The sequence below is a fragment of the Mesorhizobium shangrilense genome (assembly GCF_040537815.1).
GTDB classification, from domain to species: domain Bacteria; phylum Pseudomonadota; class Alphaproteobacteria; order Rhizobiales; family Rhizobiaceae; genus Mesorhizobium; species Mesorhizobium shangrilense.
The window spans coordinates 2,057,822-2,082,996 of the sequence record NZ_JBEWSZ010000001.1; the positions used below are offsets into that span (position 1 = coordinate 2,057,822).

Below are 25,175 nucleotides of genomic sequence, written 5' to 3' on the forward strand. Positions count from 1 at the left end.
TTGAACGGCGCCGGCTCAGATCGCGGCGGTGATGATGATCTCGACGGTGTATTCCGGGCCGGCAAGCTTGGCTTCGCCGGTTGCGCGAGCCGGCGTGTTGCCCTGCGGCACCCACTTGTCCCATTCCTTGTTCATCTCGGCGAACGTGCCCATGTCGGCCAGCCAGATGATCGCCTGCAGGATCTTGGTCTTGTCGGTGCCAGCCTTGGCCAGCAATTCGTCGATGGACGCCAGGATCGACTTGGTCTGCTCGCCAACGCTTGCGCCGGGCGTTCCGACCTGGCCGGCGAGATAGACGGTGTTGCCGTGGATGACGATCTGGCTCATGCGCGGGCCAACATCGATGCGACGAATGCTCATTGAATGTTTCCTTCTTGTGTCGGTAGCGCCTCTTTAGGGGGGCGGTTCGTTTCGGGCAAGACCGAGGGAGGGAAACCCCTTGAGCCACGGGCACAAAAACCACACGGCAAATTGACCATGGCGCCGCAATTCCGCCGGATTGGCTTGTTGACTAATGTAATAACATCACATATCCAAACGAGCACTGCCGGTAGCCACCCTTCCCTCACGGATCGCGGAATGACAAACACCTGCCTGACCTTCCGCGACCTGACACTCGGCTACAACAGCCATCCGGCAATTCATCATCTTGATGGCACAATCCGCAAGGGTTCGTTGACCGCCGTCGTCGGTGCCAACGGGTCCGGCAAGTCGACCTTGATGAAGGGGATCGTCGGCGTCCTAAAGCCGATGGCCGGCACGGTGACACGGGCGCCCGGCGTGCGCGCCGCCTATCTGCCGCAGCAATCCGAACTCGATCGTTCCTTTCCCGCTCGCGTCGTCGACCTGGTTTCGCTTGGCCTATGGCCGAAGCGCGGATTGCTCGGCCGCTATACGGCCGAGGATCGCGATTCCGTCAGCAAGGCACTGATGGCGGTCGGCCTTGGCGGCTTCGAAAAGCGCCCGATCGACACGCTGTCGGGCGGCCAGTTGCAGCGCACGCTGTTTGCCCGTGTGCTGTTGCAGGATGCAGACCTCATCCTGCTCGACGAGCCGTTCAATGCGGTCGACGCCAAGACGGTCGGCGACCTGATCGCGCTGATCAAGCGCTGGCATGGCGAGGAGCGCACCATCATGGTCGTCGTCCACGATCTGGAACTGGTGCGTGAGAACTTTCCCGAAACGTTGCTGCTCGCCCGCCAGCCGGTCGCCTGGGGCGAGACGCGGGAAACATTGCGGCCGGAAAACCTGCTGCGCGCGCGCCGTTTTCATGAAGCCTGGGAAGAAAACGCGCCCTGGTGCGAACCTGCCGGCCATGATCATGATCACGATCACGACCACCCGCATGATCATGGGCACGACCATCATCACAGCTTCGGTCCGAGAGCGGGATGATGGACAGCCTGTACGGCCTTTTCATCGCCCCCTTCGCCGATTTCGGCTTCATGCAGCGGGCGCTTTTCGGTTCGTTGATGCTGTCGCTGGGCGCTTGCCCCATAGGCGTCTTCCTGATGCTGCGGCGCATGAGCCTGTCGGGCGATGCGATGGCGCACGCCATCCTGCCGGGTGCCGCCGCCGGCTTCCTGTTCTATGGGCTGGAAATCCTGCCGATGACCATTGGCGGCCTGATCGTCGGCGTCATCGTGGCGCTGGGCGCGGGTGCGGTCTCGCGCTTCACCATCCAGCGCGAGGACGCCTCGATGGCGGCTTTCTATCTGATTTCGCTGGCCATCGGCGTGCTCATGGTGTCGATCCGCGGCTCCAGCGTCGATCTCATGCATGTCCTGTTCGGCACGGTTCTGGCGCTCAACAATGAAGCGCTGGTGCTGATCGGCGGCATCGTCGTGGTCACGCTGGTCAGCCTTGGCATCTTCTGGCGGGCACTGGTCGCCGAATGCCTCGACCCGCTGTTCCTGCGCTCGGTCAGCCGGCTTGGCAGTCCGGTGCATTTCATCTTCCTCGGCCTTGTCGTGCTCAATCTCGTCGGCGGCTTCCAGGCGCTAGGCACCCTGCTGTCGGTTGGGCTGATGATGCTGCCTGCCGCAGCGGCCCGCTTCTGGACCACGCGTGTCGAGCCGATGTGCATGCTGGCCGTTGTGATCGGCTTTGCATCCTGCATTGCCGGACTGCTCCTGTCCTATCACGCCTCGCTACCTTCCGGACCTGCCATCATCCTGTCCGCGGGCGTCGTCTATTTCGCCTCGATCCTGTTCGGTACGCGGGGCATCCTGCGCGCCCGCATCATCCATCACCGCCACAGAACGGCCTGACACCCAACGGCCCTCTACAAGGAGACTTGTCCATGCTGAAATCGATCCGCACCGCCCTGGCGATGAGCGTTATAACATTAACCGCCATCAGCACTTCGTCGGCGTTCGCAGCTCCCCTGAAAGTGGTTGCCAGCTTCACCGTCATCGCGGATTTTGCCAGGAACGTCGGCGGCGACCGGATCAAGGTGACAACCATTGTCGGGCCCGATGGCGACGCCCATGTCTATGAGCCAAGTCCGGCGGACGCCGTGGCGATGGCCGGGGCGGATGTGGTGCTGGTCAACGGGCTGCATTTCGAAGGCTTCCTGCAGCGCCTGGTCGACGCCAGCGCCACCAAGGCGTCAATCATAACCCTGACCAATGGCGTGACGCCGATCAATTTCAAACCGGAATTCGCCGACGCCGATGCGGCTGAGGGCGCCGACACTAATGGCGGCAAGGCAGTTATCGATCCGCATGCCTTCCAGTCGATCGCCAACGCCAAGATCTATGTGAAGAACATTGCCGACGCCTTCTGCGCCGCCGATTCCGACGGCTGCATCAGCTACCAGACCAATGCCGCCGCCTACTCGAAGAGACTCGACGCGGTCGAAGGCGAAGTGAAGGCGGCGATCGCCTCGATCCCGGAGGCCAAGCGCGTGGTCATCACCTCGCATGACGCGTTCGGCTATTTCGAACACGCATACGGCCTGACCTTCCTCGCTCCGCAAGGCGTGTCGACAGACTCCGAACCATCCGCCGCCGACGTCGCCAAACTTGTTACTCAGGTGAAGCAGGACAAGGCCGCGGCGATCTTCGTCGAGAACATCACCAATCCGCGCCTGATCGAGCAGATCGCCAGCGAAACCGGCATCAAGGTAGGCGGCACGCTCTATTCGGACGCGCTGTCGCAGCCCGACGGCCCAGCCTCGACCTATATCGACATGATGCACAACAACATCACTCAGATCAAAGGCGCCATCCTGGGCAGCTGAGACCAGCGTCAACGGAAAGGCGGGGCCAGACTCCGCCTTTTTTGTCAACAGCTTTTGTTATGTAATAACATATTATAAATGTCGCCTTGAACTCGGACACGATCATGCTTCAAGCATCCCTGACCAACCGCCTTCCCGTCACCGTGCTTTCCGGCTTTCTCGGCGCCGGCAAGACCACGCTTCTCAACCACATACTGTCGAACCGCGAAGGCCGCCGCGTCGCCGTTATCGTCAACGATATGAGCGAGATCAACATCGATGCCGATCTGGTGCGCGATGGCGCCGACCTGTCACGCACCGACGAGAAGCTGGTGGAAATGTCGAATGGCTGCATCTGCTGCACGCTGCGCGACGATTTGCTGAAGGAGGTTCGCGCGCTCGCCGAACAAGGCCGCTTCGACTATCTGCTGATCGAATCCACCGGCATTTCCGAGCCGCTGCCCGTCGCTGCAACCTTCGATTTCCGCGACGAGAACGGCGACAGCCTTTCCGATGTCGCCCGCCTCGACACGATGGTGACCGTGGTCGATGCGCTCAACCTGCTCAAGGACTATTCCTCCCTGGATTTCCTCGCCCAGCGTGGCCAGTCACTCGGCGAGCAGGACAAGCGTGCCCTGGTCGACCTCCTGGTCGAGCAGATCGAATTCGCTGACATCGTGGTCCTGAACAAGATCGGCGTGGCTAGCCCGCATCAGGTCGACATGGCCCGCCTGATCGTGCGGGCACTCAATCCGGATGCGGAGATCGTGGAGACCGATTTCGGCAAGGTGCCGCTGGACAAGGTGCTGGCCACCGGCCGCTTCGACTTCAATAAGGCACAGCAGAACCCGCTCTGGTTCAAGGAACTCAACGGATTTCGCGACCACATTCCCGAAACCGCGGAGTACGGCATCCGGTCATTCGTCTACCAGGCGCGAAAACCGTTCGAGCCGGCAAAATTCCAGGCCTTCATCGATCGCGCATGGCCGGGCGTTGTGCGCGCCAAGGGCTTCTTCTGGCTGGCGACCCGCCCGCAGCATGTCGGCGAGTTGAGCCAGGCTGGTGCGCTGGTCAGGACCGAGAAGCGCGGCCTATGGTGGGCCTCGGTGCCCCGGAACCAGTGGCCTGACCATGCCGAATGGCGGGGCAGCATGGAGCCTTATCTCGACCCCATCTGGGGTGACCGGCGCCAAGAGATGGTTTTCATCGGCTGCGAGCCAATGGACGAAGCCCGCATCCGCGCCGAACTGGACGATTGCCTGGTCGATGCCGACGAGTTCCGGCCCGAACTCTGGCGCGGGATGGCCGATCCGTTTCCGAGTTGGAAAGGCTGAGTTGGATTTGTTGTCAGAAATCTCTATCTGCGCAATGGAAATTCTATCTGCTCGGACAGAGACAACCGACGCATTCGAAAGCCGGTATTGCCATGACAGACTTCACGCCTCTCCAGTCCCTGCTTGGTGGCGCCCTCATCGGCCTTTCGGCGGTTCTGCTGATGGCGTTGCATGGCCGTATCGCCGGCATGACCGGCATATTGACCGGAGTCATTCCGCCGCTTTCGCCGGAATGGCGGTGGCGAGCCGCCTTTCTTGCCGGCGCTGTCCTGGCGCCACTTCTGTATCTCGCCGCTGGCGGGCAAATCGCCTTCAGCGTGCCGGTCCCGACGCTCGCACTGGTCGTCGGCGGTTTTCTCGTCGGCATCGGCGTGCATTTCGGTGGTGGCTGCCCGAGCGGGCACGGTATTTGCGGCATTGCCCGCCTGTCGCCGCGCTCGATCGTCGCCGTCGCGACCTTCATGGTGACAGCCTTCGCCACCGTCTTTGTCGTCCGTCACGTGATCGGAGGCTGAGGCTATGCACAAGCTCATTTCGGCATTCCTGATCGGTGGTATCTTCGGTCTCGGCATCGCTGTTTCCGGCATGATCAATCCGGCAAAAGTACTGAATTTCTTCGATGTCGCCGGAACCTGGGATCCGAGCCTGATCTTCGTGATGGGCGGCGGCCTAGCCGTCGCCTTCATCGGCTACCGCCTGGTGCTCGGCCGGCGCAAGGCGCCTGTATTTGAAACCGACTTCGCGCTGCCGACCAGGCGCGCCATAGACAAGGAACTGATCGGCGGCGCTGCCATCTTCGGTATCGGCTGGGGAATTGCCGGCTTCTGTCCAGGCGCGGCAATTCCCGCCCTTGGCCTCGGCTATTCGGCGACACCGGTCTTCGTCGCGGCGGTCATCGCTGGCATCGTCGTGGCGCGTTTCGCTCGGGCACGACTCGTGCAACCGGCCGAGGCATAGGAATTAGTTGCCGGGCGCGTCAGGGAGTGGCAAGACTCCCGCCAAATCAGATTGCGAGGACACCGCCATGGAATATCGTCAGATCAGCGAGGACTATTCGGTCTCGGGCCAGATCCAGCCGGAAGACGTTGCCGCCATCAAGGCCGCCGGCTTCAAGAGCGTCATCTGCAACCGACCGGATGACGAGCAGCCCGGCCAACCTTTGGCCGACACCATCAAGGCAGCAGTCGCCGCCGCGGGCCTTGCCTTCCGCTACATACCCGTCATCAGCGGTCAGATGACGGCGGAGAACGTCGAGGATCAGGCCGAGGCGCTCGACGAACTCGACGGTCCGGTGTTCGCCTATTGCCGTTCCGGCGCGCGCTGCACCAATCTGTTCGTGGCAATACAGCAATCAAAAGGTTAGATCGGCAGCGCCCCGGTTTCCTTCAGCGTCTCCAGCACGATCGCGGTCTTCACATGCTGCACGGATTCGTGCGGCAGGAGCACGCCGTTGACGAACTCGGACAGTGATTTGAGATCGGGCGTCACCACCTTCAAGATGTAGTCCATCTCGCCGGTCAGCGCGTGTGCTTCCTGCACCTCGGGGAGCCGTGCCACCAGCTCGCCAAAGCGCCTTGCATTGTCGCGGTTATGGGTGGCAAGCGTCACCGAGATGACGTTGACCAGCGAGAAGCCGAGCTTGTCGCGGTCGAGGACCGCCCGATAGCCCTTGATATAGCCGTCCTCCTCCAGCCGCTGGCGACGGCGTGAACATTGTGACGCCGACAGGTTCACGCGCTCCGACAGGTCGTTGTTGGTCAGCCGCGCATCGCCCTGCAGAAGCGACATTATCTTGCGGTCAAACTGATCAATGCGCGTCTCATCCATGGATTTCTCTCCATATGTGCACAACTCACGCATAGCTTGATCATTTCAAGCGTTTGAATGCAAGCACCGTGCAGCCGGTCCGCGCTATGATTGCGCCATGTGTGGTCCGATGCGGCCACCTCACGTTTTGGAGGAAAGCCATGGGTCCCTTCCCGCACGACGCCCCGCCCGCAAAAATCAGCGCAGCCAATCCGGCTGGCACCGACGGTTTCGAATTCGTCGAGTTCGCGCATGCGGAGCCGGAAAAACTCGCCGAGTTGTTCACCCGGATGGGCTATGTCGCGGTGGCCAAGCACCGCACCAGGAACATCACCGTCTGGCGCCAAGGCGACATCAACTATGTCGTCAATGCCGAGCCTGGCTCGCATGCGATGAAGTTCGCCGACAAGCACGGACCGTGTGCTGCCTCGATGGCCTGGCGGGTGGTTGATGCCAAGCACGCTTTCGATCATGCCGTCTCGAAGGGCGCCACGCCCTATGAAGGCGACGACAAGGCGCTCGACGTTCCGGCCATAGTCGGCATCGGCGGTTCGCTGCTCTATTTCATCGACGCCTATGGCAAGAAAGGCTCGGCTTATGACGCCGAATTCGAATGGCTGGGTGCACGCGACCCACGGCCACAAGGCGTCGGTTTTTATTTTCTCGACCACCTGACCCACAACGTCTATCGCGGCCAGATGGACAAATGGTGGGACTTCTACCGCAACCTCTTCGGCTTCAAGCAGATCCATTTCTTCGACATCGATGGCAAGATCACCGGGCTGGTCAGCCGCGCCATCACCTCGCCCTGCGGCAAGATCCGCATACCGCTCAATGAGTCCAAGGACGAGACCAGCCAGATCGCCGAATATCTGAAGAAGTACAATGGCGAAGGCATCCAGCACATTGCGGTCGGCACCGACGAGATCTACGCCGCCACCGACAAGCTCGCCGACAACGGGCTGAAATTCATGCCGGGCCCGCCCGAAACCTATTACGATATGTCCTATACCCGCGTGAACGGCCATGATGAGCCGATCGAACGGATGAAGAAGCACGGCATCCTCATCGACGGCGAAGGCGTGGTCGACGGCGGCATGACCAAGATTCTGCTCCAGATTTTCTCGAAAACCGTGATCGGTCCGATCTTCTTCGAATTCATCCAGCGCAAGGGCGACGAAGGCTTTGGCGAAGGCAATTTCCGCGCGCTGTTCGAATCGATCGAGCAGGACCAGATCAAGCGCGGCGTGATCAAAGTGGACGGCAAGGCGGCGTAGACAGCCGGAACCGGACATCTTGTGGCTCGATCAATTATGACCTAAATTGTAGTCATAAAGGATCGAGCCCGATGAATGTTTCTATCGCCGAGGCCAAGGCCAAATTGTCGGAACTCGTCAGCCGCGCAGAGGCGGGTGAGGAGATCGTGCTTACACGCCACGGCAAGGTGGCCGCACGTATCGTACCGCCGGCAGTGGCCGACCCCCTGCCGCGTATCGGCGCGTTGAAGGGCAAGATCTGGATTGCGGACGATTTTGACGAACTCGGTCCCGAATGGGACGAGTATGTGAAATGACGGTCGGCCCGTTTCTCGCTGACACCCATATCATCCTCTGGTCGATTGCAGATGATCGACGTCTCAGCGAGCAGCACCGCGCTATCCTTGCTTCGGATGCGGTGGTGTTCGCGAGCGCGGTAAGTGGTTGGGAAATTGCCATCAAACGTTCGATAGGAAAGCTCGACGCGCCGGACGATCTGACGACGCTGCTTCCAAGGATGCAATTTCAGCCGCTCACAGTGACCTTCCAGCATGCGAACGCCGTTGGCGGCCTACCCCGCCACCATGGTGATCCGTTCGACAGACTGCTGATTGCGCAGGCACAGGTGGAGAACCTGACCATCCTTACATCCGACCCGCATTTCACCCGTTACGACGTTGCTTTGGCGTGATTGGCAAATCCGCTGGTTTCATAACCTCAATCGCTCGATCTCGGCTCTCCTGAGCTTAAGGTCATAGTCGAGCAGGAACTCGTCGAGTTGCGGCGGCGCGACAGAGGTACCGGACAACATGGCGTGGACCTGTCCACGATGGTGGATGTCGTGCAGGAAGACATGGGCGAGGATATCACCTATGCGTTCGGGGATCATGCCGTCCTCACGCCGGTCGGTGATGACGCGGCGGTCGAGATCAGCCTCTGACAGGCCTTCACAGAAGGCGATCAGCCGCCCGTCGGCAGCGACCTGTGCGGCAAACAGTGCATGGGGCTCGTCGAAGGGCACGAAATCATCATGAGCGGCGGCCCCAATGCCGCCCTCCTCGATAAAATCGAGATAGAGAAGATCCACCGCCAGTATGTGGTTGAGCGTCGCCTTGATCGACGGGAAGAAGCTGGTGCGCTTGGCCTCGAATTCATCAGGCTGCAGGGACAGAACGGCGCGATAGAGCCGGTCGTTCGACCAGAGATTGTTGCCGGCCATGCGGCGGAGATGATCGAGAAGGTTCACACTCAAGCCCCCCTGCTATCCCTATCTGGCGTACTTCTCGACCGTCTGCTCGATGGCACCGAAGATCGAATGTCCGGCCCTGTCCTTCATCTCGATGCGCACCGTGTCACCGAAGCGCAGGAACGGCGTTTTGGGTTCGCCTGACACAATGGTCTCGATCATGCGCAGTTCGGCGATGCAGGAGTAACCGGCGCCGCCTGCCGAAACCGGCTTGCCCGGCCCGCCATCGAGCTTGTTGGAGACGGTGCCGGAGCCGATGATGGTGCCAGCGGCCAGCGGCCTTGTCCTGGCGGCATGGACGATAAGCGCCGGAAAATCGAAGGTCATGTCGACGCCGGCATTGGCGCGACCGAACGGTTTGCAGTTGAGATCGACGAGCAGCGGCAGGCTGACCTTGCCGCCGTCCCAGGCGTCGCCCAGCTCATCGGGCGTCACCGCTACCGGCGAAAAGGCAGAAGACGGTTTCGACTGGAAGAAGCCAAAACCCTTGGCGAGCTCCGGCCCGGTGAGCGCACGCAGCGTCACGTCATTGACCAGCATGACCAGCCGGATCGCAGCGCGGGCATCATCGAGGCTGGCGCCCATCGGCACATCGTCGACGATAACGGTCACTTCCGCTTCCATGTCGATGCCGAAAGCCTCGTCAGCCATGCGGATGGGATCGCGCGGCGCAATAAAACTATCGGACCCGCCCTGATAGATCAGCGGATCGGTCCAGAAGCTCGCCGGCATCTCGACACCGCGCGCCTTCCGCACCAGTTCGACATGGTTCACATAGGCCGATCCGTCAGCCCATTGATAGGCGCGTGGCAGCGGCGAGTGCGCATCATGCTCGTGAAAGCGGGCCGATGGCATCGCATTGTTTTCCAGCGATTCCGCTATTGTCGCGAGATGCGGCGAGATGCGCTGCCAGTGATCGAGCGCTGCCTGCAGCGTGCGCGCCAGGAACGAGGCGTCGGTGTACTGCGTCAAGTCGCGCGAGACTACGACGAGTTTTCCGTCGCGTGTCCCGTCCTTCAATGTGGCAAGCTTCATGCGGTTTCCTCTCCTTGTGCAGCCTTCTCGCTGCTTAACGTCACAACAAGGCCGTCACAGGCGATCGTCAAGTCGCCGGCCCATTTTTTCCGGACGGCGGCGGTCCGGTCAGCCTCACCAATTGCGGGATCATCAGCCCGAATGAGGCGATTGAGCACCGCTCGGCCGTAGCGCGGGGCCGCCCTCGAGCCGAGAAGCACCAACCGATCCGGCACTGACGCGGCGCTCAAGACCAGTCGCCCTCGGGCGAGCCATTGAAACGCTTCTTCAGGTCTGCCCAGCAGTCGATGTAACTGTCCTGCCTGGTTTCCAGTTCGGCGCCGTAGCGGGTCAGCATCTGCGGAAAGCGGGTTTCGAACATGAAGGCCATGGTGTTGTCGAGCTTGACCGGCTTCAGATCGGCGCGAGAGGCCTTTTCGAAGCCAGGCGCATCCGGCCCATGGGCCAGCATCAGATTGTGCAGGCTCATGCCGCCGGGCACAAAACCTTCTTCCTTGGCGTCGTACTGGCCGTGAATCAGGCCCATGAACTCGCTCATGATGTTGCGATGATACCAGGGCGGCCGGAACGTATCTTCGGCCACCAGCCAGCGCGGTGGGAAGATGACAAAGTCGATGTTGGCGGTGCCCTCCTCGCCGCTCGGCGCGGTCAGCACGGTGAAGATCGACGGATCGGGATGGTCGAACAGGATGGCGCCGACCGGCGAAAAGGTCGCCAGATCATATTTGTAAGGCGCGTAGTTACCGTGCCAGGCGACAACGTCGAGCGGCGAATGGCCGATCTCGGTGACATGGAAATTTCCGCACCATTTCACCGTCAGCCGGCATGGCATTTCCTTTTCCTCGAACCAGGCACAAGGCGTCTTGAAATCGCGCGGGTTGGCGAGACAATTGGCGCCGATCGGGCCGCGATCTGGGAGTGTCAGCTTGGCACCGTAGTTCTCGCAGACATAGCCACGCACTTCCTTGTCGACCAGTTCGACCTTGAAGACGAGACCGCGCGGCAGCACGGCGATCTCGCCGGGCCTGAGCTCGATGACACCCATTTCGGTGACGAAGCGCAAGGCGCCGACCTGCGGCACCACCAGCAACTCGCCATCAGCATTGAAGAAATGGTCATCGACCATCGAACTGTTGGCGACATAGACATGAGCCGCCATGCCGGTCTGCCCCAGCACATCGCCGGCGGTGGTGATCGAGCGCATGCCGGCGACGAAATCGGTGGGCTCCTTCGGCATCGGCACGGGGTTCCACCGATATTGGCCAAGCGCCAGTTCGTGGTCGCCGACATTGGGTGCGCTCTTCCACAACGGATAATTAGCCGGCTTGAATCGGCCGGTGTGCTTTACGCTCGGCCTGATGCGATAGAGCCAGGAGCGCTCATTGGTGCCGCGCGGGGCGGTAAAGGGCGAACCCGAAAGCTGCTCGGCATAGAGGCCGTAGGCCGGCCGCTGCGGCGAGTTCCGCCCCTGCGGTAGCGAGCCGGGCAGTGTCTCGGTTTCGAAGTCGTTGCCGAAACCCGGCATGTAGGAAAAGGCCATCGCTTCCTCCCTCGCGAAATGATCCCGAGAAGCCGTTCACGCCCACTATGAGGCAGTTCTCCGGCTTGACCAAATTGGTTTCATCTGTAACCATCAAAAATGTAACTATCAATCTGCGATGTCCGGATGTTTGGCCATGGAAATCCTGGAGCTCGAAAGCTTCCTGCCGTACCGGCTCTATCGCCTCGCCGATGCCGTCAGCCAGGAATTCTCCCGGATATACAAGGACAGCCATGGCCTGACGCGGCCGGAATGGCGCACCCTTTCCGGGTTGGGACAGCGTGGCACGATGACCGCGACCGAAATTGGCGAACAGTCGGCGATGCACAAGACCAAGGTGTCGCGCGCCGTCGCCGAACTTGAACGTCGGCGCTGGCTGACGCGGACGCCCGACGAGAACGACCGCCGTGTCGAGCACCTGGCGCTTACCAAAGCGGGGCTTGCCGCCTATCGCGAAATGGTGCCACTGGCGAAAGCCTTCGAGCGGGAATTGCTGGCGAAACTGAGTGTAAGTGAGCTCGCTGCGATCGAAAATGGGCTGGCCGCGATCGAGACTAGAGTGACAATGAACACCGACAACACCTGACATTGCCAAAAATCCTAACAAAATAGAAACCGGCAACAAGCACGCAGGCAGCAGCTGAACTAAGAAAATATTGGCTCGCCGATCCGGAGTTTCCGGCAGAATCTCGATGCCTGATACATCCTCGTTTCGTTTGACGATCTATCGGCGAACCAACCGACCTCTCTGCGGATGCTCTTCGGCACCAGTCGTCGCAGCAGCCGTCTGCGAAGGTCGCGCAGCCTATTTTATCATGATTTTCCAATTGCCGCTGGTGTTGACTAGGAAGCTGACCGCAGCTCCGAGCTGCGAGGCGCAATCTTTCGCCAAGACAAAAGACTCCAGCGTCCATCACAAAAACGTGATTCACATAGTATTTTGAGAATCTAAATAATCGATACATAATAAGATATGTTGATTGGGGGGCCGATCCATGGAAATAATTGCAACTAGATCAATATTTTTCTTTGCTTTCTGCGCGGCTTTGTCGGGGTGCGCATATGTTTCTGCGACTCCTGTCCGTCCTGGACAAATAATTGATGGAATACCAATCCCTACAGTTAAGCCTCTATTAGTAATTTCTGGCACCCAAGTGTCAGTTCTTCTTGTTCCGAATCCAAACAAAACATACGCCCTTCGGTTTGGGAGTTTTTTAGCGAAGCATGATTTCAAATTGGACATGCAGAGTGGAATGATTGCCAGTTTAACCAGCAATCAGGACTCAACTGAAGTCGCGATCGCACTGGTTCAGACCATCCAGAAGGCGGTTGAAACGGGTCATTCCCTTGGAAGCGCATTCGGAGGGACAACTCCCACCAGCGATAGCGGGCGAGTACAAGTTTACGATATCGTTTTTGATGAAAGTGGCAACCTAATCGGTCTCAAGCCACTCGCGTTCCAAAGCGATCTTATGAAGGTGCCAGCGTCCCAAGCCGCCGGCGTTGGAGCAACCCCAAAGCCTGCAAATCAACCCACGCAAGACGCTTCTGGCGGCGGTGGTACTGATCCTTCTACACCAATCAAGAAGCCAAAAGGCTAAAGCATAAAATGCGCGGTCAGCTATCTATGTCGAAAGCACGGCGTATAGTTACACGCTGTTCTGGTCAAATCTACACAAAAAAGAACGTAGCATTAGTTAGCATTGGCGAGAAACGCATCGAAGGCCGACGAAGCGGCCAGCGTGCGATCGTTGTCTACGTTCATAAAAAGGAAAACGTTGATCCTTCGGATCTCATTCCGCCACATGTTACGGACCCCAGATCCGACAGCGACACAATACAAACCGATGTTGTCGCTCTTATTGGGAGACCTCGAACATTCGGCGTTCGCTCCGGCAATATTATTGTCGGCGCGGATAACGTGGCGGGGGTATGTACAATTGGGTTCGAGAAATCAGGAGCTCAATACATCCTTACCAATGCACACATCGGAAGGGATGTCGCTCAGGGCGGTCAACTCACGTCACTACGTGTACTTGATCCACAATCTGGCAGATACGTAGCTCTTGGACCAGCAGTGTGGGCTTCTCAACTCCCAGCAGGAGGCCTCGTTGACTCAGATATCGCAGTTGCGATCGCTCAATCAACAGACGTGGATCCTTTCGAGATACAAGGCATTACCGCATCTATTGACCGGCAGGGCAATTTTGCTTCTGGAACAAATTTTACCTTTTGGTTCATCTGGAATGGCGTTGAATTTGAGTGCGCACATCCAGAGCCTGTGAGTGAGCCTTCATGGATTGATGTCGAGGGTGTGCAAATCCAGTACCAAGATTTTTGGATTCTCCAGATGACTAAGGGCGCCTCGGCGCCGGGTCAGTCAGGGGCCCTCATCTGCCGTACAGATTTGAGTGGCAGTATCATTGCTTGCGGCGTGGTCTTTGGAGGATCTGCTCCAGATCGTATATTTGCTTTTTCTTTCCAGAAATCCTACGAAATAGCCATCAACGCAATCGCATGAGGTTAAAACTTCTTTTCGCGGACACATATACTTCTTCAAGCTACGTATTTAGGCCGTGAATCCATAAAATTGACCGGAAGCAAAGCGTTTGCGATCGCTTACGCAGCTGGTAGGCTGCGCAACCATGGGCAATAGGTATTCTGATAACGAGGCGCTCTTCGCCGAGCTACACAGTCTGATCGATTCTTGGTGTGATCGTCGATGTCTTCGACCGCTCGGAATAGTGCTGCCTGCTTACAACGCATTCAACGGCATGACGGATGGATGGGGTGATCTGCTCACGGCCTTAAGGGCGCTGGCGCTCGTTAGAGACGCGCTGCTGCCAGACGAGCAGGAGATCGTCATGAGCCTGAGGCGGGCAGCCGAAGATGCGGTTGAAGCGAGGTGACTTCCAATTTGGAAGCGAAGCTGATTCAACATCGGCATGAGCCGATACGAGTTGACCGACTTCGAGTGGCGCGTGATCAAGCCGCTGTTGCCCAACAAGCCGCGAGGCGTGCCACGCGTCGCTGAGCGCCAACGAGCGGGCCTCCATCGTCAAAGGCGTCGTGTCACTGGAAGCCGCGCTGGCCGGAGACTGCGGCCGTCGCCGAGGAAAATATGAGACGCTCGCTCCGAAGCGGTAGCGCATTGAAGCAGACATGGTCTTGTGATCATCTTCGATCCTTGCTTGCCCGACAGCGGATTTTCAGCACTGTATGTCAGCCAGTGGATGATCCATGAAACGAATTGGGGGATGGATGAAGTCGCTGATCGCGAGGCCGGTGGCTGTGATCGTTTTGCTGTTTGCCCGAGCCATCACCGCCGTCCGGCCGTTTTGGTATGAAGGCAGGCTACCTCGCCGTCGCTCGATCTTCTTTGCCAACCACTCCAGCCACGGGGATTTCATCCTGATCTGGGCTGTTCTGCCGCCGCGCCTGCGCCGGCGGGTCCGTCCCGTAGCGGGCGCCGACTACTGGCTGAAATCCAAAGTCCGAGGCTTCATCGGGCGCGACGTTTTCAATGCCGTCCTGATCGAGCGCAATCGCGAAGGACGCACGATGGATCCTGTCGAGAGCATGGGGGAGGCGATGAAGGAAGGCTCTTCGCTCATCCTCTTCCCGGAAGGCACGCGCAACCAATCCGACGCGTCCTTGCAGTCATTCAAATCCGGCCTGTTTCATTTGGCGGCATTGCACCCGGACTTCGAGTTGGTGCCGGTATGGATCGCCAATCTCAACCGGGTGATGCCGAAAGGCGAATTCGTACCTATCCCACTGATCTGCACGGTGACGTTCGGCGAGCCGATGCACCTGGCTGATGGCGAGGGCAAGGATGCGTTCCTCGAGCGGGCACGTGGGGCGCTACTCGCGCTCGCGCCGAAAAAGGCAGCGGCCGAAAGGGTCGAGGAATGAGCCCGACCCAATTCGACATGATGGTTCTCGTGCTCGGCGTCTTCGGGATACTGCTCGTCGCCTCTTTCGTGGGGCAGATCCTGGAACGACGATTGTCGCCAGACGGCTCGAACCCGGCCATCGAGAACCTCAACGCCCGCATCAATGCCTGGTGGGTGATGGCAATCCTCATCGCCATAGCCTTCATCGCCGGGCGCATCGGCGTCCTGCTTCTCTTCGGCTTCTGTTCCTTTGCGGCACTTCGCGAATTCGTGACGTTGACCAATACGCGGCGTGCCGACCACTGGGCGCTGGCCACGGCGTTTTTCGTCGTGCTGCCGTTGCAATACGTCCTGCTCTGGATCGAGGACTACGAGATCTTTTCTGTTTTCATCCCGGTCTACGCCTTCCTGTTGATGCCCATCATCTCGGCTGTGCGGGGCGATACCCAGCACTTCCTCGTCCGAATCGCCGAGGTGCAATGGGCGCTGATGATCTGCGTCTTCTGCGCCTCGCACGTGCCGGCTCTTCTGACGTTGCACATTCCTGGCTACGAAGGCCGCAATGTGCTTCTGATAGCCTTCCTGGTCATCGTCGTGCAGTTGAGCGACGTGCTGCAATATGTCTGGGGAAAGATGATCGGACGTACGAAGATCGCCCCAAGGCTTTCGCCGTCCAAGACGGTTGAAGGTTTCCTCGGCGGCGTCGTGAGCGCCAGCCTCATCGGCGCTGGTCTGTGGTGGATCACGCCGTTCTCTCCTGTTCAGGCGGGTGCGATGGCCTTCCTGATCACGCTGATGGGCTTTTTCGGCGGCCTTGTGATGTCCGCCATCAAGCGCGACCGCGGCGTGAAGGATTGGGGCCATCTGATAGACGGCCACGGCGGCCTGATCGATCGGCTGGATTCGGTGGTTTTCTCCGCTCCGATCTTCTTCCACCTTACGCATTACTTCTGGTCGCAGCCATGACATTCCCTTTGCGCGCTCTTACCGCACCGTTGCCATTTGCGGCGACCCGCGACCAATCGACGTTCAGAAACGCGATGAGGCAGTGATGAACACAAGCGATCGCAGACCGCTTGCAAGCCGCGACACGCGCTGGGCACAAGCGACGGCCAGACGTCTCGCCGCACTTTCCGTGACCCCCAACCAGATTTCGCAGGCCAGCATCCTTGCCGGTGCGCTTGCCGGCGCTGCCTTCTGGCTTGGCGGGCAGAGCGACGGCACGGCGCGCTTGCTGCTGTTGCTGGGTGCCGCGCTGTTCTGCCAGCTGCGCCTGCTTTGCAATCTGTTCGATGGAATGGTCGCCGTCGAAGGTGGCAAGGCGTCGGCCGATGGGCCGTTCTGGAACGAGTTCCCGGATAGGATCGCCGACATCGCCATCATGGTCGGAATAGGCTACGGCATCGCCATGCCTGGCCTTGGCTGGGCGGCGGCCTGTTTCTCGGTTCTCACCGCCTATGTGCGGGAACTCGGGCGTGCGAACGAAGCGCCGAGCGATTTCTCCGGCCCGATGGCCAAACCGCATCGCATGGCGGTTGCGACCGTCGCCGCCTTGCTGTCAGCCGGGGGATTCCTCTGGAATGGCCATAACGAGGTCTTGACGCTCGCGCTTGCCATCATCGCGATTGGTGCCGCCGCAACGACGCTGCGCCGCGCCTGGCGACAGGTGCGATGGCTGAAAACCATGCGCCCCTAGCTTCCGGCGCGACGGCCTACCAATCCATCACCACCTTGCCGGAACTGCCGCTGCGCATGGCATCGAATCCGGTCTGGAAATCATCGATGCCGATGCGGTGGGTGATCAGGCCGGAAACATCCAATGGACCCTGCACCAGCGCGATCATCTTGTACCAGGTCTCGAACATCTCGCGGCCGTAGATGCCCTTGAGATGCAGCATCTTGAAGATGACCTTGTTCCAGTCGATCTCGAAGCCGGTCGGAGCGATGCCAAGAATGGCGATCTTGCCGCCATTGTTCATGGTGTCGATCATGTCGCGGAAGGCGGGTGCGGCGCCGGACATTTCGAGGCCGACGTCAAACCCTTCGGTCATGCCGAGCGCCGGCATGACATCGCGCAGTTTCTCCTTCGAGGCATCGACGACATGCTGGACGCCGAGCTTCTTCGCCAGCGCCAGCCGCACCGGGTTGATGTCGGTGATAACAACTTTTCTGGCACCGACGCACTGAGCGACAAGCGCGCCCATAATGCCGATGGGTCCGGCGCCTGTGACCAGCACGTCCTCGCCGACCAAGTCAAAGGACAGTGCCGTGTGGACGGCATTGCCCAGGGGATCGAAGATCGCGGCGATCTCGTCCGGCACATCGTCGGGAATCGGCACGACATTGTGCTGCGGGATGGCCAGATATTCGCCGAAAGCGCCGGGGCGGTTGACGCCGACGCCGAGCGTATTGCGGCACAGATGTCCCCTGCCAGCGCGACAGTTGCGGCAATGGCCGCAGACGATGTGACCTTCGCCCGAAACGCGCTGGCCGACCTTATACTCGGTCACCGCCGCACCGAAATCGGCGACGGTGCCCACGAATTCGTGGCCGGTCACCATCGGCACCGGCACCGTCTTCTGTGCCCACTGGTCCCAATTGTAGATGTGGACGTCGGTGCCGCAGATCGCCGTCTTCTTGATCTTGATCAGCACGTCATTGGGGCCGATCTCCGGCACCGGCACTTCTTCCATCCAGATGCCGGGCTCGGCCTTGGCCTTCACCAGCGCCTTCATCATGTTGGACATCGAGAATCCTCAATCTATGCGATTTGTTGAGTTGGAAATTCGGGGGAACTAGTTGGGGGCAGTAAACCAGTCCAATTCAAATCTCATTCCTTTTCCCTGCAGTCTCTCCACAGCGCAAACCGAATGCAGGTAGAAATACTGAACGGTCGCATCATCCTCATCGGACCAAAGATTCCGGACGGAGACCTCTAAGGCCTCCGTGTCTACCGCCTCGATGCCTTCGCCACAGAACCAGCATGACTTGCCGGAATCTTCCGTCACTTTATTACCTCTAATTCCCTGCCGACCTCGCCGAACGCCTCAACCGCGCGATCGATGTCTGCGCTGGAATGCGCCGCTGACATCTGCGTGCGGATGCGCGCCTGACCCTTGGGCACCACCGGGAACGAAAAGCCGATGACATAGATGCCGCGCTTCAACATGCGCGCCGCCATCTCCTGCGCCAGCGTCGCATCGCCCAGCATCACCGGAATGATCGGATGGTCGGCGCCGGCCAGCGTGAAGCCGAGCTTGCCCATCTGCGACCGGAACCGCGCCGCATTGGCATATAGGCGCTCGCGCAAGGCATCGCCATTGCGGATCAGGTCGAACACCGTGATTGAAGCACCGGCAATCGCCGGCATCAGCGTGTTGGAAAAGAGATAGGGCCGCGAACGCTGCCGCAGCCAGTCGACCACCTGCCGCTTGCCCGACGTATAGCCACCGGATGCCCCGCCCAGCGCCTTGCCGAGCGTACCGGTGATGATGTCCACCCTGCCCTCGACGCCGCAATGCTCGGCCGACCCCCGCCCATGTTTGCCAACAAAACCAACGGCATGGCTGTCATCAACCATCACCATCGCATCGTATTTGTCGGCGAGGTCGCAGACGCCCTTCAGATTGGCGATGATGCCGTCCATGGAAAAGACGCCATCGGTGGCGATGAGCCTGAACCGGCAGTCCTTGGCCTCTTTCAGGCGAGCCTCCAGATCGGCCATGTCGTTGTTGGCGTAGCGAAAGCGCTTTGCCTTCGACAGCCGAACGCCGTCGATGATCGAGGCATGGTTCAGCGCATCGGAGATGATCGCATCCTCCTCGCCGAGCACTGTCTCGAACAGGCCGCCATTGGCGTCGAAACAGGAGCCGTAGAGGATGGTGTCCTCCAGGCCAAGGAAAGACGAAATCGTCGCCTCGAGCTGCTTGTGCTCTTCCTGCGTGCCGCAGATGAAGCGCACCGACGCCATGCCATAACCATAGCGGTCGAGGGCCTTCTTGGCTGCATCGCGCAGCTCGGTGCTATCGGCAAGACCGAGATAGTTGTTGGCGCAGAAATTCAGCACTTCTTCGCCGCCGACTTCGATCCGCGCCGATTGCGTGGAAGTGATCACGCGCTCGGACTTGTACAGGCCGGCCGACTTCAGTCCGGCAAGCTCATTGTCGATATGGGAAAGGAATGCGGCGGTCATGATCAGGCCTTGTTTGATGTGTCGATTGACTGTCGTCCCGCGCGCGCGAAAAATCCATCGCAAATGCGACCGCTTCGGTGGCCTTTGCAACGCCGAGCGGAATACTGCCGTTGGCAGGCGGCAACGTTCGACGGATGTTCAAATGCGGCTGTGCCAGGAAAGAGCGCAATAACCATTTCGTGAGCTTTCCGACGCGGCCCTTGCTGCCGTCCCCTTGACTTCCAAACCTGTTAACACTTCCACGCCAATGGTCCTTGCATCGGAATCCGTTGGCGAAGGGCCGCCCCAGAAAATGTCGCAGCAGCCGGTGCAAGCCGTTTCAGGCAGACTCATATTGCTGATCAAGGCTGGATACTGGCTCGCGCTGATGATCATCGCCGCCATGGTGATGGCTTCCTTCATCCTTCTCCAGCAGATGATGGCCGCGCAGCGGCAAGACGACACATTGCTCGATATCGTCAGCACGCAAAAGGCGCTGTCGCAGCGCATCGTGTTCCTGGCCAGTGCAACGGGCGCTGCTTCGCGTGATCAGCAGCCCGCTCTCGTGGCCGCGCTCAAGCAAGCGACGGGCGAATTTCAAACAAACTACGATCTTCTGCTTCAACGGACCGCCGCCGATCCGGCGTCACCGGCAAAACTCGATCCAAAATCGATCGAGAGCGTGCTTTTCGCCAAGCCGTTTCATCTCGATTATTTCTCGGTCGGGCTTATCGCCAATGGCGAGCGCCTGGCCTCCGCGTTTGAATCTCAACTCGCCATGCCTGGCGGCGACTACAAGGGCGGCGGCGAGCGCGTCAACCTCGATGCCTCCGTCGCCAACGCCACACTGTCAGGCTACGCCGCATTAGGTCACCGCATCAGCGCCTATGCCCTTGAGAGATCGGACAGACTGCTCGAACTCCACCGCACCCTGTTCTACGCGACCATCGGTGTCATCGTCCTGGTGGCGCTTTTCATCTTCAGGCCGATGTCCAACATCATTTTGCGCAAGACGCATGAACTGGTCGACGCGCGCAATTCCATGGCCTTCATCGCGGTTCACGACGGCCTCACCGGCCTGCACAATCGCAGCTTCCTGACCGATCATTTCGACACGCTGATCAAGGGCGCGCACCGGCGGCGCGAACGGCTTGCCGTGGTCCAGCTCGACCTCGACCGGTTCAAGCAGATCAACGACACACTCGGCCATCCGGCTGGCGACTATGTTCTGGTCGTCACGGCACAGCGCATGCGCGATTCCTGCCGCGCGTCGGACCTTTGCGCGCGGCTTGGCGGCGACGAGTTCGTGATGATCCTCAACGGTGCCGGCGGTACGGAGGACATCAACATGGTCGCCAGACGGATCCTGGCGCAGATCAACGAGCCGATCATCTTCCAGGGCACGACCATCCTTCCAGGCGCCAGCGCCGGTATCGCCGTCTACCCGGTCGATGCCGACAATGCCGGGGATCTGCTGGTCCATGCCGATCTGGCGTTGTATTCCGCCAAGAAGATGGGGGGCGGCAACTTCTCGTTCTTCTCCGAGGAGCTGCGCCGCGAACTCGACTATCGCAAGCAGCTCGAACACGACATCAGGATCGCCATCGAGACCAAGGCGTTCCAGGTCTATTTCCAGCCGCAGGTCTCGCTCACCAACGGCGCGATCAGCGGCATTGAAGCCCTGGTTCGGTGGAACCATGCCGAGCGTGGCATGATCCCACCCGGCGAGTTCATCCCGGTCGCCGAGAAATGTGGTTTCATGCCCGAGATCGGCCGCATCGTCATCGCCAAGGCGATCAACGAAGCAGCCGAATGGAACCGTGCCGGCATTGCCTTCGGCCGGCTGGCCGTCAATGTGTCGGGCAGCGAATTGCGCGAGCCTGATTTCGACCGGTTCCTGTTCGACACGCTGGAAAAGGCCGGCCTGCCACCCCAGAAGCTCTCGCTGGAAATCGTCGAATCCGTCATTCTCGACGACGAGAAGACCGGCATTGCCGCGAAGCTGCGCCACATACGCGCGGCCGGCGTGCACCTCGAACTCGACGACTTCGGTACCGGCTACGCGTCGCTCAGCCACGTCAATCCGAACGAGATCGACCGGCTGAAGATCGATCGCCGCTTTGTCCAGAACATCCATGAGAATGGCGACAACTCGAAGATCGTGCGCGCCATCACCGAACTGGCCCGCGGCCTCGGCATTTCGATCATCGCTGAAGGCGCCGAGACAGAGGCCGAGCTCGATTCCCTGATGGCGATCGGCTGCGATCAGGTGCAGGGCTATTCCATCGCCTTCCCGATGCCACAGGAAAAGGCACGCGAATGGCTGGTCGCGCGGGCCCCGAAGAAAGCCAGGTTGACCGTGTTGCAGGGCAGCCTGGCCTGAGCGGCTGGGCCGGCGATCTTGACAAGCGTGCACGAAAGTGGCGGCGTGCCCCGATCGGATACGAGGTATCGTGCATGGTGGCGCCGCTTCGATTTGCGCTGACAATATTGCTGTTTCTGGCGTTTCCAGCAGATGCCGCGCAACGCACCATCTATCTGACTTTCGATGACGGTCCCCTGGACGGAACCAGCAACATCCTCGACGTGCTGGAGGCGAAGCAGGTTCCAGCGACCCTGTTCATGGTCGGCATGCACGCGCAGGCAAGTTCTGCCAACAAGGCACTCGTCAAGCGCGCGAAGGGCCTGCCGCTGGTGACGATCGGCAACCACAGCTACAGCCACGCTTACAATCACTATCGGCATTTCTACAGCGATACCGAAGGCGTGGTCGCCGACATGCTGATGGCGAACGCCGTGCTGGGCCTGAAGCCGGTCGTACACGCGCGTCTACCGGGGCGCGACGTGTTTCGCCTGCCGTCGATGTCCAAGAATGATAATTCACTCGGGCAGGCGCAGATAGGACGAGAGGACCCCGACTACGAATTCGTCGCCGCGTCCGGCTTCTATCTCTATGGCTGGGACCATGAATGGGTGCACGAAGACAGCGGCAAACCAGTTCAGAGCGTCGATCATCTGGTAACCGAGATCGATCACCTGTTCGGCTACGGACATTTCGTCAAACCCGGAAAACTGATCCTGCTGATGCATGACGAGATGTTCCGGGATGTGTTCGACGGCAAGACGAATTTGACCAATCTGATCAATGCGCTGAAACAGAGGAATTACACTTTTGGCGCACTGCCGGGCTATGATGGCTGACGCGGCCATGGAAGCTGGGCGGCACCAGACCGGTTCGTCGTTTCATGAAAACGCCGAACTGCTCTATCTTTTTGTTTTGAGGCAATTCCGGACGGAAAACTGCTGCACACTTTTCCTGGAATTGCTTTAACTTCCGACATTGGCGCGCAGCGCCGCCAGAACCTCAGCAAACTCGACCAGTCTTTCATCAGCCAATCCCTTTCGCAGCCGCTTGTCGAAGACGAGCGCGGCCGTCCGCAGTTTCTGGAACATCGCTTCGCCGGCTTCCGTCAGTTCGACCTGATGAACCCGGCGGTTGGCCGGATCGCGTCGACGCGTCAACAGGCCCTGCGTTTCCATCGCGTTGAGATGATGGGTCAGCGTCGCACCCTGGATGCCGATCATGTCGGCAAGTTCGCGCTGGTTGGCCAGTGCGCGAGACTTGATGGACAGCAAGGTCAGCCAGACCGGCAATGTGCCACCGGCCTCGACCAGGGCCGCGTCGAAGGCCTGGGCGACAAGCTTGGCGGTCTGGCCGAGATTCATGCCGACTGGCGGGCGGTCAAAAGGTGTCATGACCGGACCCTAGAACAAGCCATCGGCCGATGGAACCGGTCGGCCATTCATTGACATCTAATCATTAGATATCTAACTATGATGCAGATAGCATACGAAAGAGGAATTCGGTCATGCAATTTGTCTACATCGTCGTTTTGGGACTCCACGTCATGGCTGGCGTGTTCTGGGCCGGCACCACGATCACGCTGGCCCGAGATCCTGAAATACGCGCCGAACGGTTTTTCCGCCCGCAAATGGGCTCGGCCGGTATGGTTTTCCTGACCGGCGCGCTGCTCTGGTATTTCTTCCACGGCGCCTATTTCGGCTCGATGGAGATGGTTCTGGCGCTGGGCATTATCGCGGCATTCGCTGCTGCCGGCGTGCTCGGCGCACTGGTCGGTTCAGCCAGCCGGCAGTTGTCCGGCGCCGACGGCGTAACGGAAACGCAGTTACGCGCGAAAATGGCCATGGGGGAGCGCATCGCAGCCGGGTTGCTGGTCGTCACCGTGTTGTGCATGGCGGTCGCCAGGATGTTCTGAGAGCGGTGAGACCGCCCCATACCTCACGATCGTATGTCATCAGGTAGGAATGCCGATGACGTGCGCGGCGCGCAGATCAAACAGAGTATCCAGGTGGCTCTCCGTACGATGTCTGGCTGCGCGCCACCTGACCACAAGTTGTGGCACAGGGCTTGTCTCAGGTCAGTTTCTTTCGCGCCTGGGTTTCGAGCGCCTCTAGGAAAACGGCAGGCTCCCATTTCGCATCGAGCGCGCGATGGAAAAGCGCCTGCTGGGTTTCCGGCGCCAGGCCACCGAGTGGCGGGTCGCGATCCAGATTGGTCGGGAAGGAATATCCCTCGGCGGAGGAGGCGATGGCATTGTCCGCCGCCTCCCTGGTCAGGCTGCCATCGCTCAGCATGCGTTGCAGCACCGGATAAAGAACCGCGCTCATGCGTGTCCGGTCCACGCTTTCCATGGCGCGGCCATAGGCCGACGATACCTGCAGCAGGTTCGCCATGCGCTGGATGTTCGCGGAACGGTTGGTGCCGGCCGCGTGGAACAGGGCCGGATTGAAGAAGGCCGCATCGCCTTTCTTCAACGGCAATTGAACATGATGCTCGGCGAAATAGGCCTGGAACTCAGGCCGGTTCATGGCGAGATATCCGGGAAGATAGGCCTGCGAGTAAGGCAAGTAGAGCGTGGGGCCGCTTTCAACCGGCATGTCGCAATGAGCGACCGCGCCCTGGAGCGTCAGCACCGGTGAAATCCGATGGACGTGCACGGGATAGCGTTCGATGACCGACGCGGTCTGGAAGCCGAGGTGATAGTCCCGGTGCGCCGACTGGGACGCGCCACCGGGCCTGACATTGTTGACCTGAGACGTCAGCTGGTAGGCCGGACCGAGCCAGGCTTCCGATATCAGCGCGATGACGTCATTGCCGTAATAGGCAGCAAACGTCGCGGGATCCCGCAGGCAGAGCTTCTCGAGCGCGTTCCATATGCGGTCGTTGGCGCCGGGCTTGGCGAAATGATCGCCGCCGCCTGCGCCTGCGGCGCGCTCCTCGGCGATGATAGCGTTGAACGCTTCCGTCGCGGCGTCGACCGGGGCCACATCCTCGAAGGCACCCCGGAAGACGACCACGCCCGGGCCGTCGGTCATCGCTTCGACCCATTCGGCGAGAAGAGCCTTGCGCCGGGCTGGGTCGGCTGCGGCGGCGCGCACTGTCGCACCGTCATAGATCAGCACGTTCTTCCGCACCTCGGATGCGAACGGATAATCCGCCGGATTCGTCGTCCGTTGCGTCATGGCGGCAAAATCGTCGATGTTGCAGGCGTCAGCGGTGAGCCAAACGCGATCGGCTCTGAGCTTGGCGAAATTGTCGGCCTTCATGGCTTCCTCCCTGTGGTCTTGTCTTGATTGGATGGCCCGA

Annotated in this window: 30 protein-coding genes and 2 pseudogenes; 21 read left to right on the plus strand and 11 right to left on the minus strand. The window is 59.9% G+C overall.

Features of this window, described 5'->3' with window-relative positions:
• Window positions 1-15 precede the first annotated feature (15 nt).
• Entirely contained in the window at window positions 16-360 is a 345-nt protein-coding gene (locus ABVQ20_RS10410; RefSeq protein WP_354459415.1) for a RidA family protein, read from the minus strand.
• A 219-nt stretch (window positions 361-579) separates the two neighbouring features.
• Between ABVQ20_RS10410 and aztA the strand changes: the two genes are divergently transcribed.
• From aztA to ABVQ20_RS10445, 7 genes are all read left to right on the plus strand, one after another.
• Window positions 580-1,395 carry a zinc ABC transporter ATP-binding protein AztA gene (aztA, locus tag ABVQ20_RS10415; RefSeq protein ID WP_354459416.1) on the plus strand — a complete coding sequence of 272 codons (816 nt, stop codon included), beginning with the start codon at window positions 580-582 and terminating at the stop codon, window positions 1,393-1,395.
• Window positions 1,395-2,270 (plus strand): zinc ABC transporter permease AztB, encoded by an 876-nt coding sequence (gene aztB / locus ABVQ20_RS10420; protein ID WP_354462152.1) that lies wholly within the window; start codon window positions 1,395-1,397, stop codon window positions 2,268-2,270. The genes aztA and aztB overlap by 1 nt, the downstream gene beginning before the upstream one ends.
• A 32-nt stretch (window positions 2,271-2,302) precedes the next feature.
• A complete protein-coding gene (gene aztC / locus ABVQ20_RS10425) occupies window positions 2,303-3,244 on the plus strand; it encodes a zinc ABC transporter substrate-binding protein AztC (RefSeq protein ID WP_354459417.1) in 942 nt (313 codons plus the stop codon).
• 119 nt (window positions 3,245-3,363) lie between these two features.
• Window positions 3,364-4,557 carry a zinc metallochaperone GTPase ZigA gene (gene zigA / locus ABVQ20_RS10430; protein ID WP_354462153.1) on the plus strand — a complete coding sequence of 398 codons (1,194 nt, stop codon included), beginning with the start codon at window positions 3,364-3,366 and terminating at the stop codon, window positions 4,555-4,557.
• Between the two features lie 92 nt (window positions 4,558-4,649).
• Window positions 4,650-5,072, plus strand: coding sequence for a YeeE/YedE family protein (locus ABVQ20_RS10435; protein ID WP_354459418.1), 423 nt, complete (start codon window positions 4,650-4,652; stop codon window positions 5,070-5,072).
• A gap of 4 nt (window positions 5,073-5,076) precedes the next feature.
• On the plus strand, window positions 5,077-5,514 hold the full coding sequence (locus tag ABVQ20_RS10440; protein ID WP_354459419.1) for a DUF6691 family protein: 438 nt from the start codon (window positions 5,077-5,079) through the stop codon (window positions 5,512-5,514).
• 67 nt (window positions 5,515-5,581) lie between these two features.
• A complete protein-coding gene (locus ABVQ20_RS10445) occupies window positions 5,582-5,920 on the plus strand; it encodes a protein tyrosine phosphatase family protein (RefSeq protein ID WP_354459420.1) in 339 nt (112 codons plus the stop codon).
• Here the strand turns inward: ABVQ20_RS10445 and ABVQ20_RS10450 are convergent.
• Entirely contained in the window at window positions 5,917-6,384 is a 468-nt protein-coding gene (locus ABVQ20_RS10450) for an Lrp/AsnC family transcriptional regulator (protein ID WP_227348075.1), read from the minus strand. The genes ABVQ20_RS10445 and ABVQ20_RS10450 overlap by 4 nt on opposite strands.
• 140 nt (window positions 6,385-6,524) lie before the next feature.
• Between ABVQ20_RS10450 and hppD the strand changes: the two genes are divergently transcribed.
• From hppD to ABVQ20_RS10465, 3 genes are all read left to right on the plus strand, one after another.
• Window positions 6,525-7,640 (plus strand): 4-hydroxyphenylpyruvate dioxygenase, encoded by a 1,116-nt coding sequence (hppD, locus tag ABVQ20_RS10455; protein WP_354459421.1) that lies wholly within the window; start codon window positions 6,525-6,527, stop codon window positions 7,638-7,640.
• 71 nt (window positions 7,641-7,711) lie between these two features.
• On the plus strand, window positions 7,712-7,936 hold the full coding sequence (locus ABVQ20_RS10460) for a type II toxin-antitoxin system Phd/YefM family antitoxin (RefSeq protein ID WP_354459422.1): 225 nt from the start codon (window positions 7,712-7,714) through the stop codon (window positions 7,934-7,936).
• Complete coding sequence (locus tag ABVQ20_RS10465) at window positions 7,933-8,310, plus strand: type II toxin-antitoxin system VapC family toxin (RefSeq protein ID WP_354459423.1); 378 nt, start codon at window positions 7,933-7,935, stop codon at window positions 8,308-8,310. The genes ABVQ20_RS10460 and ABVQ20_RS10465 overlap by 4 nt, the downstream gene beginning before the upstream one ends.
• Before the next feature lie 18 nt (window positions 8,311-8,328).
• Here the strand turns inward: ABVQ20_RS10465 and ABVQ20_RS10470 are convergent, their stop codons facing one another.
• The 4 genes and pseudogenes from ABVQ20_RS10470 to hmgA all read right to left on the minus strand — a co-directional run bounded on the left by ABVQ20_RS10470 (window position 8,329) and on the right by hmgA (window position 11,440).
• A complete protein-coding gene (locus tag ABVQ20_RS10470; protein WP_354462154.1) occupies window positions 8,329-8,865 on the minus strand; it encodes a DinB family protein in 537 nt (178 codons plus the stop codon).
• Window positions 8,866-8,886: 21 nt separating this feature from the next.
• Window positions 8,887-9,900 carry a fumarylacetoacetate hydrolase family protein gene (locus tag ABVQ20_RS10475; protein ID WP_354459424.1) on the minus strand — a complete coding sequence of 338 codons (1,014 nt, stop codon included), beginning with the start codon at window positions 9,898-9,900 and terminating at the stop codon, window positions 8,887-8,889.
• Window positions 9,897-10,064: pseudogene (locus ABVQ20_RS10480) on the minus strand (MBL fold metallo-hydrolase); the annotation flags it as partial. The pseudogene ABVQ20_RS10480 and the gene ABVQ20_RS10475, both read right to left, overlap by 4 nt.
• A gap of 62 nt (window positions 10,065-10,126) precedes the next feature.
• Window positions 10,127-11,440 carry a homogentisate 1,2-dioxygenase gene (hmgA, locus tag ABVQ20_RS10485; RefSeq protein WP_354459425.1) on the minus strand — a complete coding sequence of 438 codons (1,314 nt, stop codon included), beginning with the start codon at window positions 11,438-11,440 and terminating at the stop codon, window positions 10,127-10,129.
• Window positions 11,441-11,576: 136 nt separating this feature from the next.
• Here hmgA and ABVQ20_RS10490 point away from each other — a divergent pair, with 136 nt between their 5' ends.
• From ABVQ20_RS10490 to ABVQ20_RS10525, 8 genes and pseudogenes are all read left to right on the plus strand, one after another.
• Window positions 11,577-12,026, plus strand: a complete 450-nt coding sequence (locus ABVQ20_RS10490; RefSeq protein ID WP_354459426.1) for a MarR family winged helix-turn-helix transcriptional regulator — start codon at window positions 11,577-11,579, stop codon at window positions 12,024-12,026.
• A gap of 409 nt (window positions 12,027-12,435) precedes the next feature.
• Entirely contained in the window at window positions 12,436-13,041 is a 606-nt protein-coding gene (locus tag ABVQ20_RS10495) for a hypothetical protein (RefSeq protein ID WP_354459427.1), read from the plus strand.
• 8 nt (window positions 13,042-13,049) lie between these two features.
• Complete coding sequence (locus tag ABVQ20_RS10500; protein ID WP_354459428.1) at window positions 13,050-13,961, plus strand: hypothetical protein; 912 nt, start codon at window positions 13,050-13,052, stop codon at window positions 13,959-13,961.
• Window positions 13,962-14,085: 124 nt separating this feature from the next.
• Window positions 14,086-14,349 (plus strand): hypothetical protein, encoded by a 264-nt coding sequence (locus ABVQ20_RS10505; RefSeq protein ID WP_354459429.1) that lies wholly within the window; start codon window positions 14,086-14,088, stop codon window positions 14,347-14,349.
• Between the two features lie 36 nt (window positions 14,350-14,385).
• Window positions 14,386-14,481, plus strand: a pseudogene (locus tag ABVQ20_RS10510) (IS5/IS1182 family transposase); the annotation flags it as partial.
• Between the two features lie 220 nt (window positions 14,482-14,701).
• Window positions 14,702-15,355: a lysophospholipid acyltransferase family protein gene (locus ABVQ20_RS10515; RefSeq protein ID WP_354462155.1), complete on the plus strand. Its 654-nt coding sequence runs from the start codon at window positions 14,702-14,704 to the stop codon at window positions 15,353-15,355.
• Complete coding sequence (locus ABVQ20_RS10520; RefSeq protein ID WP_354459430.1) at window positions 15,352-16,302, plus strand: phosphatidate cytidylyltransferase; 951 nt, start codon at window positions 15,352-15,354, stop codon at window positions 16,300-16,302. The genes ABVQ20_RS10515 and ABVQ20_RS10520 overlap by 4 nt, the downstream gene beginning before the upstream one ends.
• Window positions 16,303-16,384: 82 nt before the next feature.
• Window positions 16,385-17,032 carry a CDP-alcohol phosphatidyltransferase family protein gene (locus tag ABVQ20_RS10525; protein WP_354459431.1) on the plus strand — a complete coding sequence of 216 codons (648 nt, stop codon included), beginning with the start codon at window positions 16,385-16,387 and terminating at the stop codon, window positions 17,030-17,032.
• A 16-nt stretch (window positions 17,033-17,048) separates the two neighbouring features.
• Here the strand turns inward: ABVQ20_RS10525 and tdh are convergent, their stop codons facing one another.
• From tdh to ABVQ20_RS10540, 3 genes are all read right to left on the minus strand, one after another.
• A complete protein-coding gene (gene tdh, locus ABVQ20_RS10530; RefSeq protein WP_183458247.1) occupies window positions 17,049-18,083 on the minus strand; it encodes an L-threonine 3-dehydrogenase in 1,035 nt (344 codons plus the stop codon).
• Window positions 18,084-18,340: 257 nt separating this feature from the next.
• The gene (locus ABVQ20_RS10535) at window positions 18,341-19,528 is read right to left on the minus strand and encodes a glycine C-acetyltransferase (protein ID WP_354459432.1); all 1,188 of its coding nucleotides are present in this window, start codon (window positions 19,526-19,528) and stop codon (window positions 18,341-18,343) included.
• Window positions 19,529-19,666: 138 nt separating this feature from the next.
• The gene (locus ABVQ20_RS10540; protein ID WP_354462265.1) at window positions 19,667-19,912 is read right to left on the minus strand and encodes a hypothetical protein; all 246 of its coding nucleotides are present in this window, start codon (window positions 19,910-19,912) and stop codon (window positions 19,667-19,669) included.
• Here ABVQ20_RS10540 and ABVQ20_RS10545 point away from each other — a divergent pair.
• On the plus strand, window positions 19,821-21,890 hold the full coding sequence (locus tag ABVQ20_RS10545) for a putative bifunctional diguanylate cyclase/phosphodiesterase (protein WP_354459433.1): 2,070 nt from the start codon (window positions 19,821-19,823) through the stop codon (window positions 21,888-21,890). The genes ABVQ20_RS10540 and ABVQ20_RS10545 overlap by 92 nt on opposite strands.
• Before the next feature lie 74 nt (window positions 21,891-21,964).
• Entirely contained in the window at window positions 21,965-22,708 is a 744-nt protein-coding gene (locus ABVQ20_RS10550; protein ID WP_354459434.1) for a polysaccharide deacetylase family protein, read from the plus strand.
• A 126-nt stretch (window positions 22,709-22,834) separates the two neighbouring features.
• Here the strand turns inward: ABVQ20_RS10550 and ABVQ20_RS10555 are convergent, their stop codons facing one another.
• Window positions 22,835-23,263 (minus strand): MarR family winged helix-turn-helix transcriptional regulator, encoded by a 429-nt coding sequence (locus ABVQ20_RS10555; protein WP_354459435.1) that lies wholly within the window; start codon window positions 23,261-23,263, stop codon window positions 22,835-22,837.
• 113 nt (window positions 23,264-23,376) lie between these two features.
• On the opposite strand from ABVQ20_RS10555, the gene ABVQ20_RS10560 reads away from it, so the two are divergent.
• Window positions 23,377-23,784 (plus strand): hypothetical protein, encoded by a 408-nt coding sequence (locus tag ABVQ20_RS10560; RefSeq protein WP_354459436.1) that lies wholly within the window; start codon window positions 23,377-23,379, stop codon window positions 23,782-23,784.
• A gap of 157 nt (window positions 23,785-23,941) precedes the next feature.
• On the opposite strand, the gene ABVQ20_RS10565 is transcribed toward ABVQ20_RS10560, so the two are convergent.
• Window positions 23,942-25,135, minus strand: coding sequence for a phytanoyl-CoA dioxygenase family protein (locus ABVQ20_RS10565; protein ID WP_354459437.1), 1,194 nt, complete (start codon window positions 25,133-25,135; stop codon window positions 23,942-23,944).
• Window positions 25,136-25,175: the final 40 nt, after the last annotated feature.

Coding starts and splice junctions, on each gene's coding strand:
- ABVQ20_RS10435 (WP_354459418.1), top strand. CDS start 4,650: ATGACAGACTTCACGCCTCTCCAGTCCCTGCTTGGTGGCGCCCTCATC.
- ABVQ20_RS10560 (WP_354459436.1), top strand. CDS start 23,377: ATGCAATTTGTCTACATCGTCGTTTTGGGACTCCACGTCATGGCTGGC.
- ABVQ20_RS10550 (WP_354459434.1), top strand. CDS start 21,965: ATGGTGGCGCCGCTTCGATTTGCGCTGACAATATTGCTGTTTCTGGCG.
- ABVQ20_RS10545 (WP_354459433.1), top strand. CDS start 19,821: ATGTCGCAGCAGCCGGTGCAAGCCGTTTCAGGCAGACTCATATTGCTG.
- aztB (WP_354462152.1), top strand. CDS start 1,395: ATGGACAGCCTGTACGGCCTTTTCATCGCCCCCTTCGCCGATTTCGGC.
- hppD (WP_354459421.1), top strand. CDS start 6,525: ATGGGTCCCTTCCCGCACGACGCCCCGCCCGCAAAAATCAGCGCAGCC.
- ABVQ20_RS10555 (WP_354459435.1), bottom strand. CDS start 23,263: ATGACACCTTTTGACCGCCCGCCAGTCGGCATGAATCTCGGCCAGACC.
- ABVQ20_RS10540 (WP_354462265.1), bottom strand. CDS start 19,912: ATGGCGGCGATGATCATCAGCGCGAGCCAGTATCCAGCCTTGATCAGC.
- tdh (WP_183458247.1), bottom strand. CDS start 18,083: ATGTCCAACATGATGAAGGCGCTGGTGAAGGCCAAGGCCGAGCCCGGC.
- ABVQ20_RS10460 (WP_354459422.1), top strand. CDS start 7,712: ATGAATGTTTCTATCGCCGAGGCCAAGGCCAAATTGTCGGAACTCGTC.
- ABVQ20_RS10495 (WP_354459427.1), top strand. CDS start 12,436: ATGGAAATAATTGCAACTAGATCAATATTTTTCTTTGCTTTCTGCGCG.
- ABVQ20_RS10565 (WP_354459437.1), bottom strand. CDS start 25,135: ATGAAGGCCGACAATTTCGCCAAGCTCAGAGCCGATCGCGTTTGGCTC.
- ABVQ20_RS10450 (WP_227348075.1), bottom strand. CDS start 6,384: ATGGATGAGACGCGCATTGATCAGTTTGACCGCAAGATAATGTCGCTT.
- ABVQ20_RS10465 (WP_354459423.1), top strand. CDS start 7,933: ATGACGGTCGGCCCGTTTCTCGCTGACACCCATATCATCCTCTGGTCG.
- ABVQ20_RS10445 (WP_354459420.1), top strand. CDS start 5,582: ATGGAATATCGTCAGATCAGCGAGGACTATTCGGTCTCGGGCCAGATC.
- ABVQ20_RS10535 (WP_354459432.1), bottom strand. CDS start 19,528: ATGACCGCCGCATTCCTTTCCCATATCGACAATGAGCTTGCCGGACTG.
- ABVQ20_RS10490 (WP_354459426.1), top strand. CDS start 11,577: ATGGAAATCCTGGAGCTCGAAAGCTTCCTGCCGTACCGGCTCTATCGC.
- ABVQ20_RS10520 (WP_354459430.1), top strand. CDS start 15,352: ATGAGCCCGACCCAATTCGACATGATGGTTCTCGTGCTCGGCGTCTTC.
- ABVQ20_RS10500 (WP_354459428.1), top strand. CDS start 13,050: ATGCGCGGTCAGCTATCTATGTCGAAAGCACGGCGTATAGTTACACGC.
- hmgA (WP_354459425.1), bottom strand. CDS start 11,440: ATGGCCTTTTCCTACATGCCGGGTTTCGGCAACGACTTCGAAACCGAG.
- aztC (WP_354459417.1), top strand. CDS start 2,303: ATGCTGAAATCGATCCGCACCGCCCTGGCGATGAGCGTTATAACATTA.
- ABVQ20_RS10440 (WP_354459419.1), top strand. CDS start 5,077: ATGCACAAGCTCATTTCGGCATTCCTGATCGGTGGTATCTTCGGTCTC.
- ABVQ20_RS10515 (WP_354462155.1), top strand. CDS start 14,702: ATGAAGTCGCTGATCGCGAGGCCGGTGGCTGTGATCGTTTTGCTGTTT.
- ABVQ20_RS10505 (WP_354459429.1), top strand. CDS start 14,086: ATGGGCAATAGGTATTCTGATAACGAGGCGCTCTTCGCCGAGCTACAC.
- ABVQ20_RS10410 (WP_354459415.1), bottom strand. CDS start 360: ATGAGCATTCGTCGCATCGATGTTGGCCCGCGCATGAGCCAGATCGTC.
- aztA (WP_354459416.1), top strand. CDS start 580: ATGACAAACACCTGCCTGACCTTCCGCGACCTGACACTCGGCTACAAC.
- ABVQ20_RS10475 (WP_354459424.1), bottom strand. CDS start 9,900: ATGAAGCTTGCCACATTGAAGGACGGGACACGCGACGGAAAACTCGTC.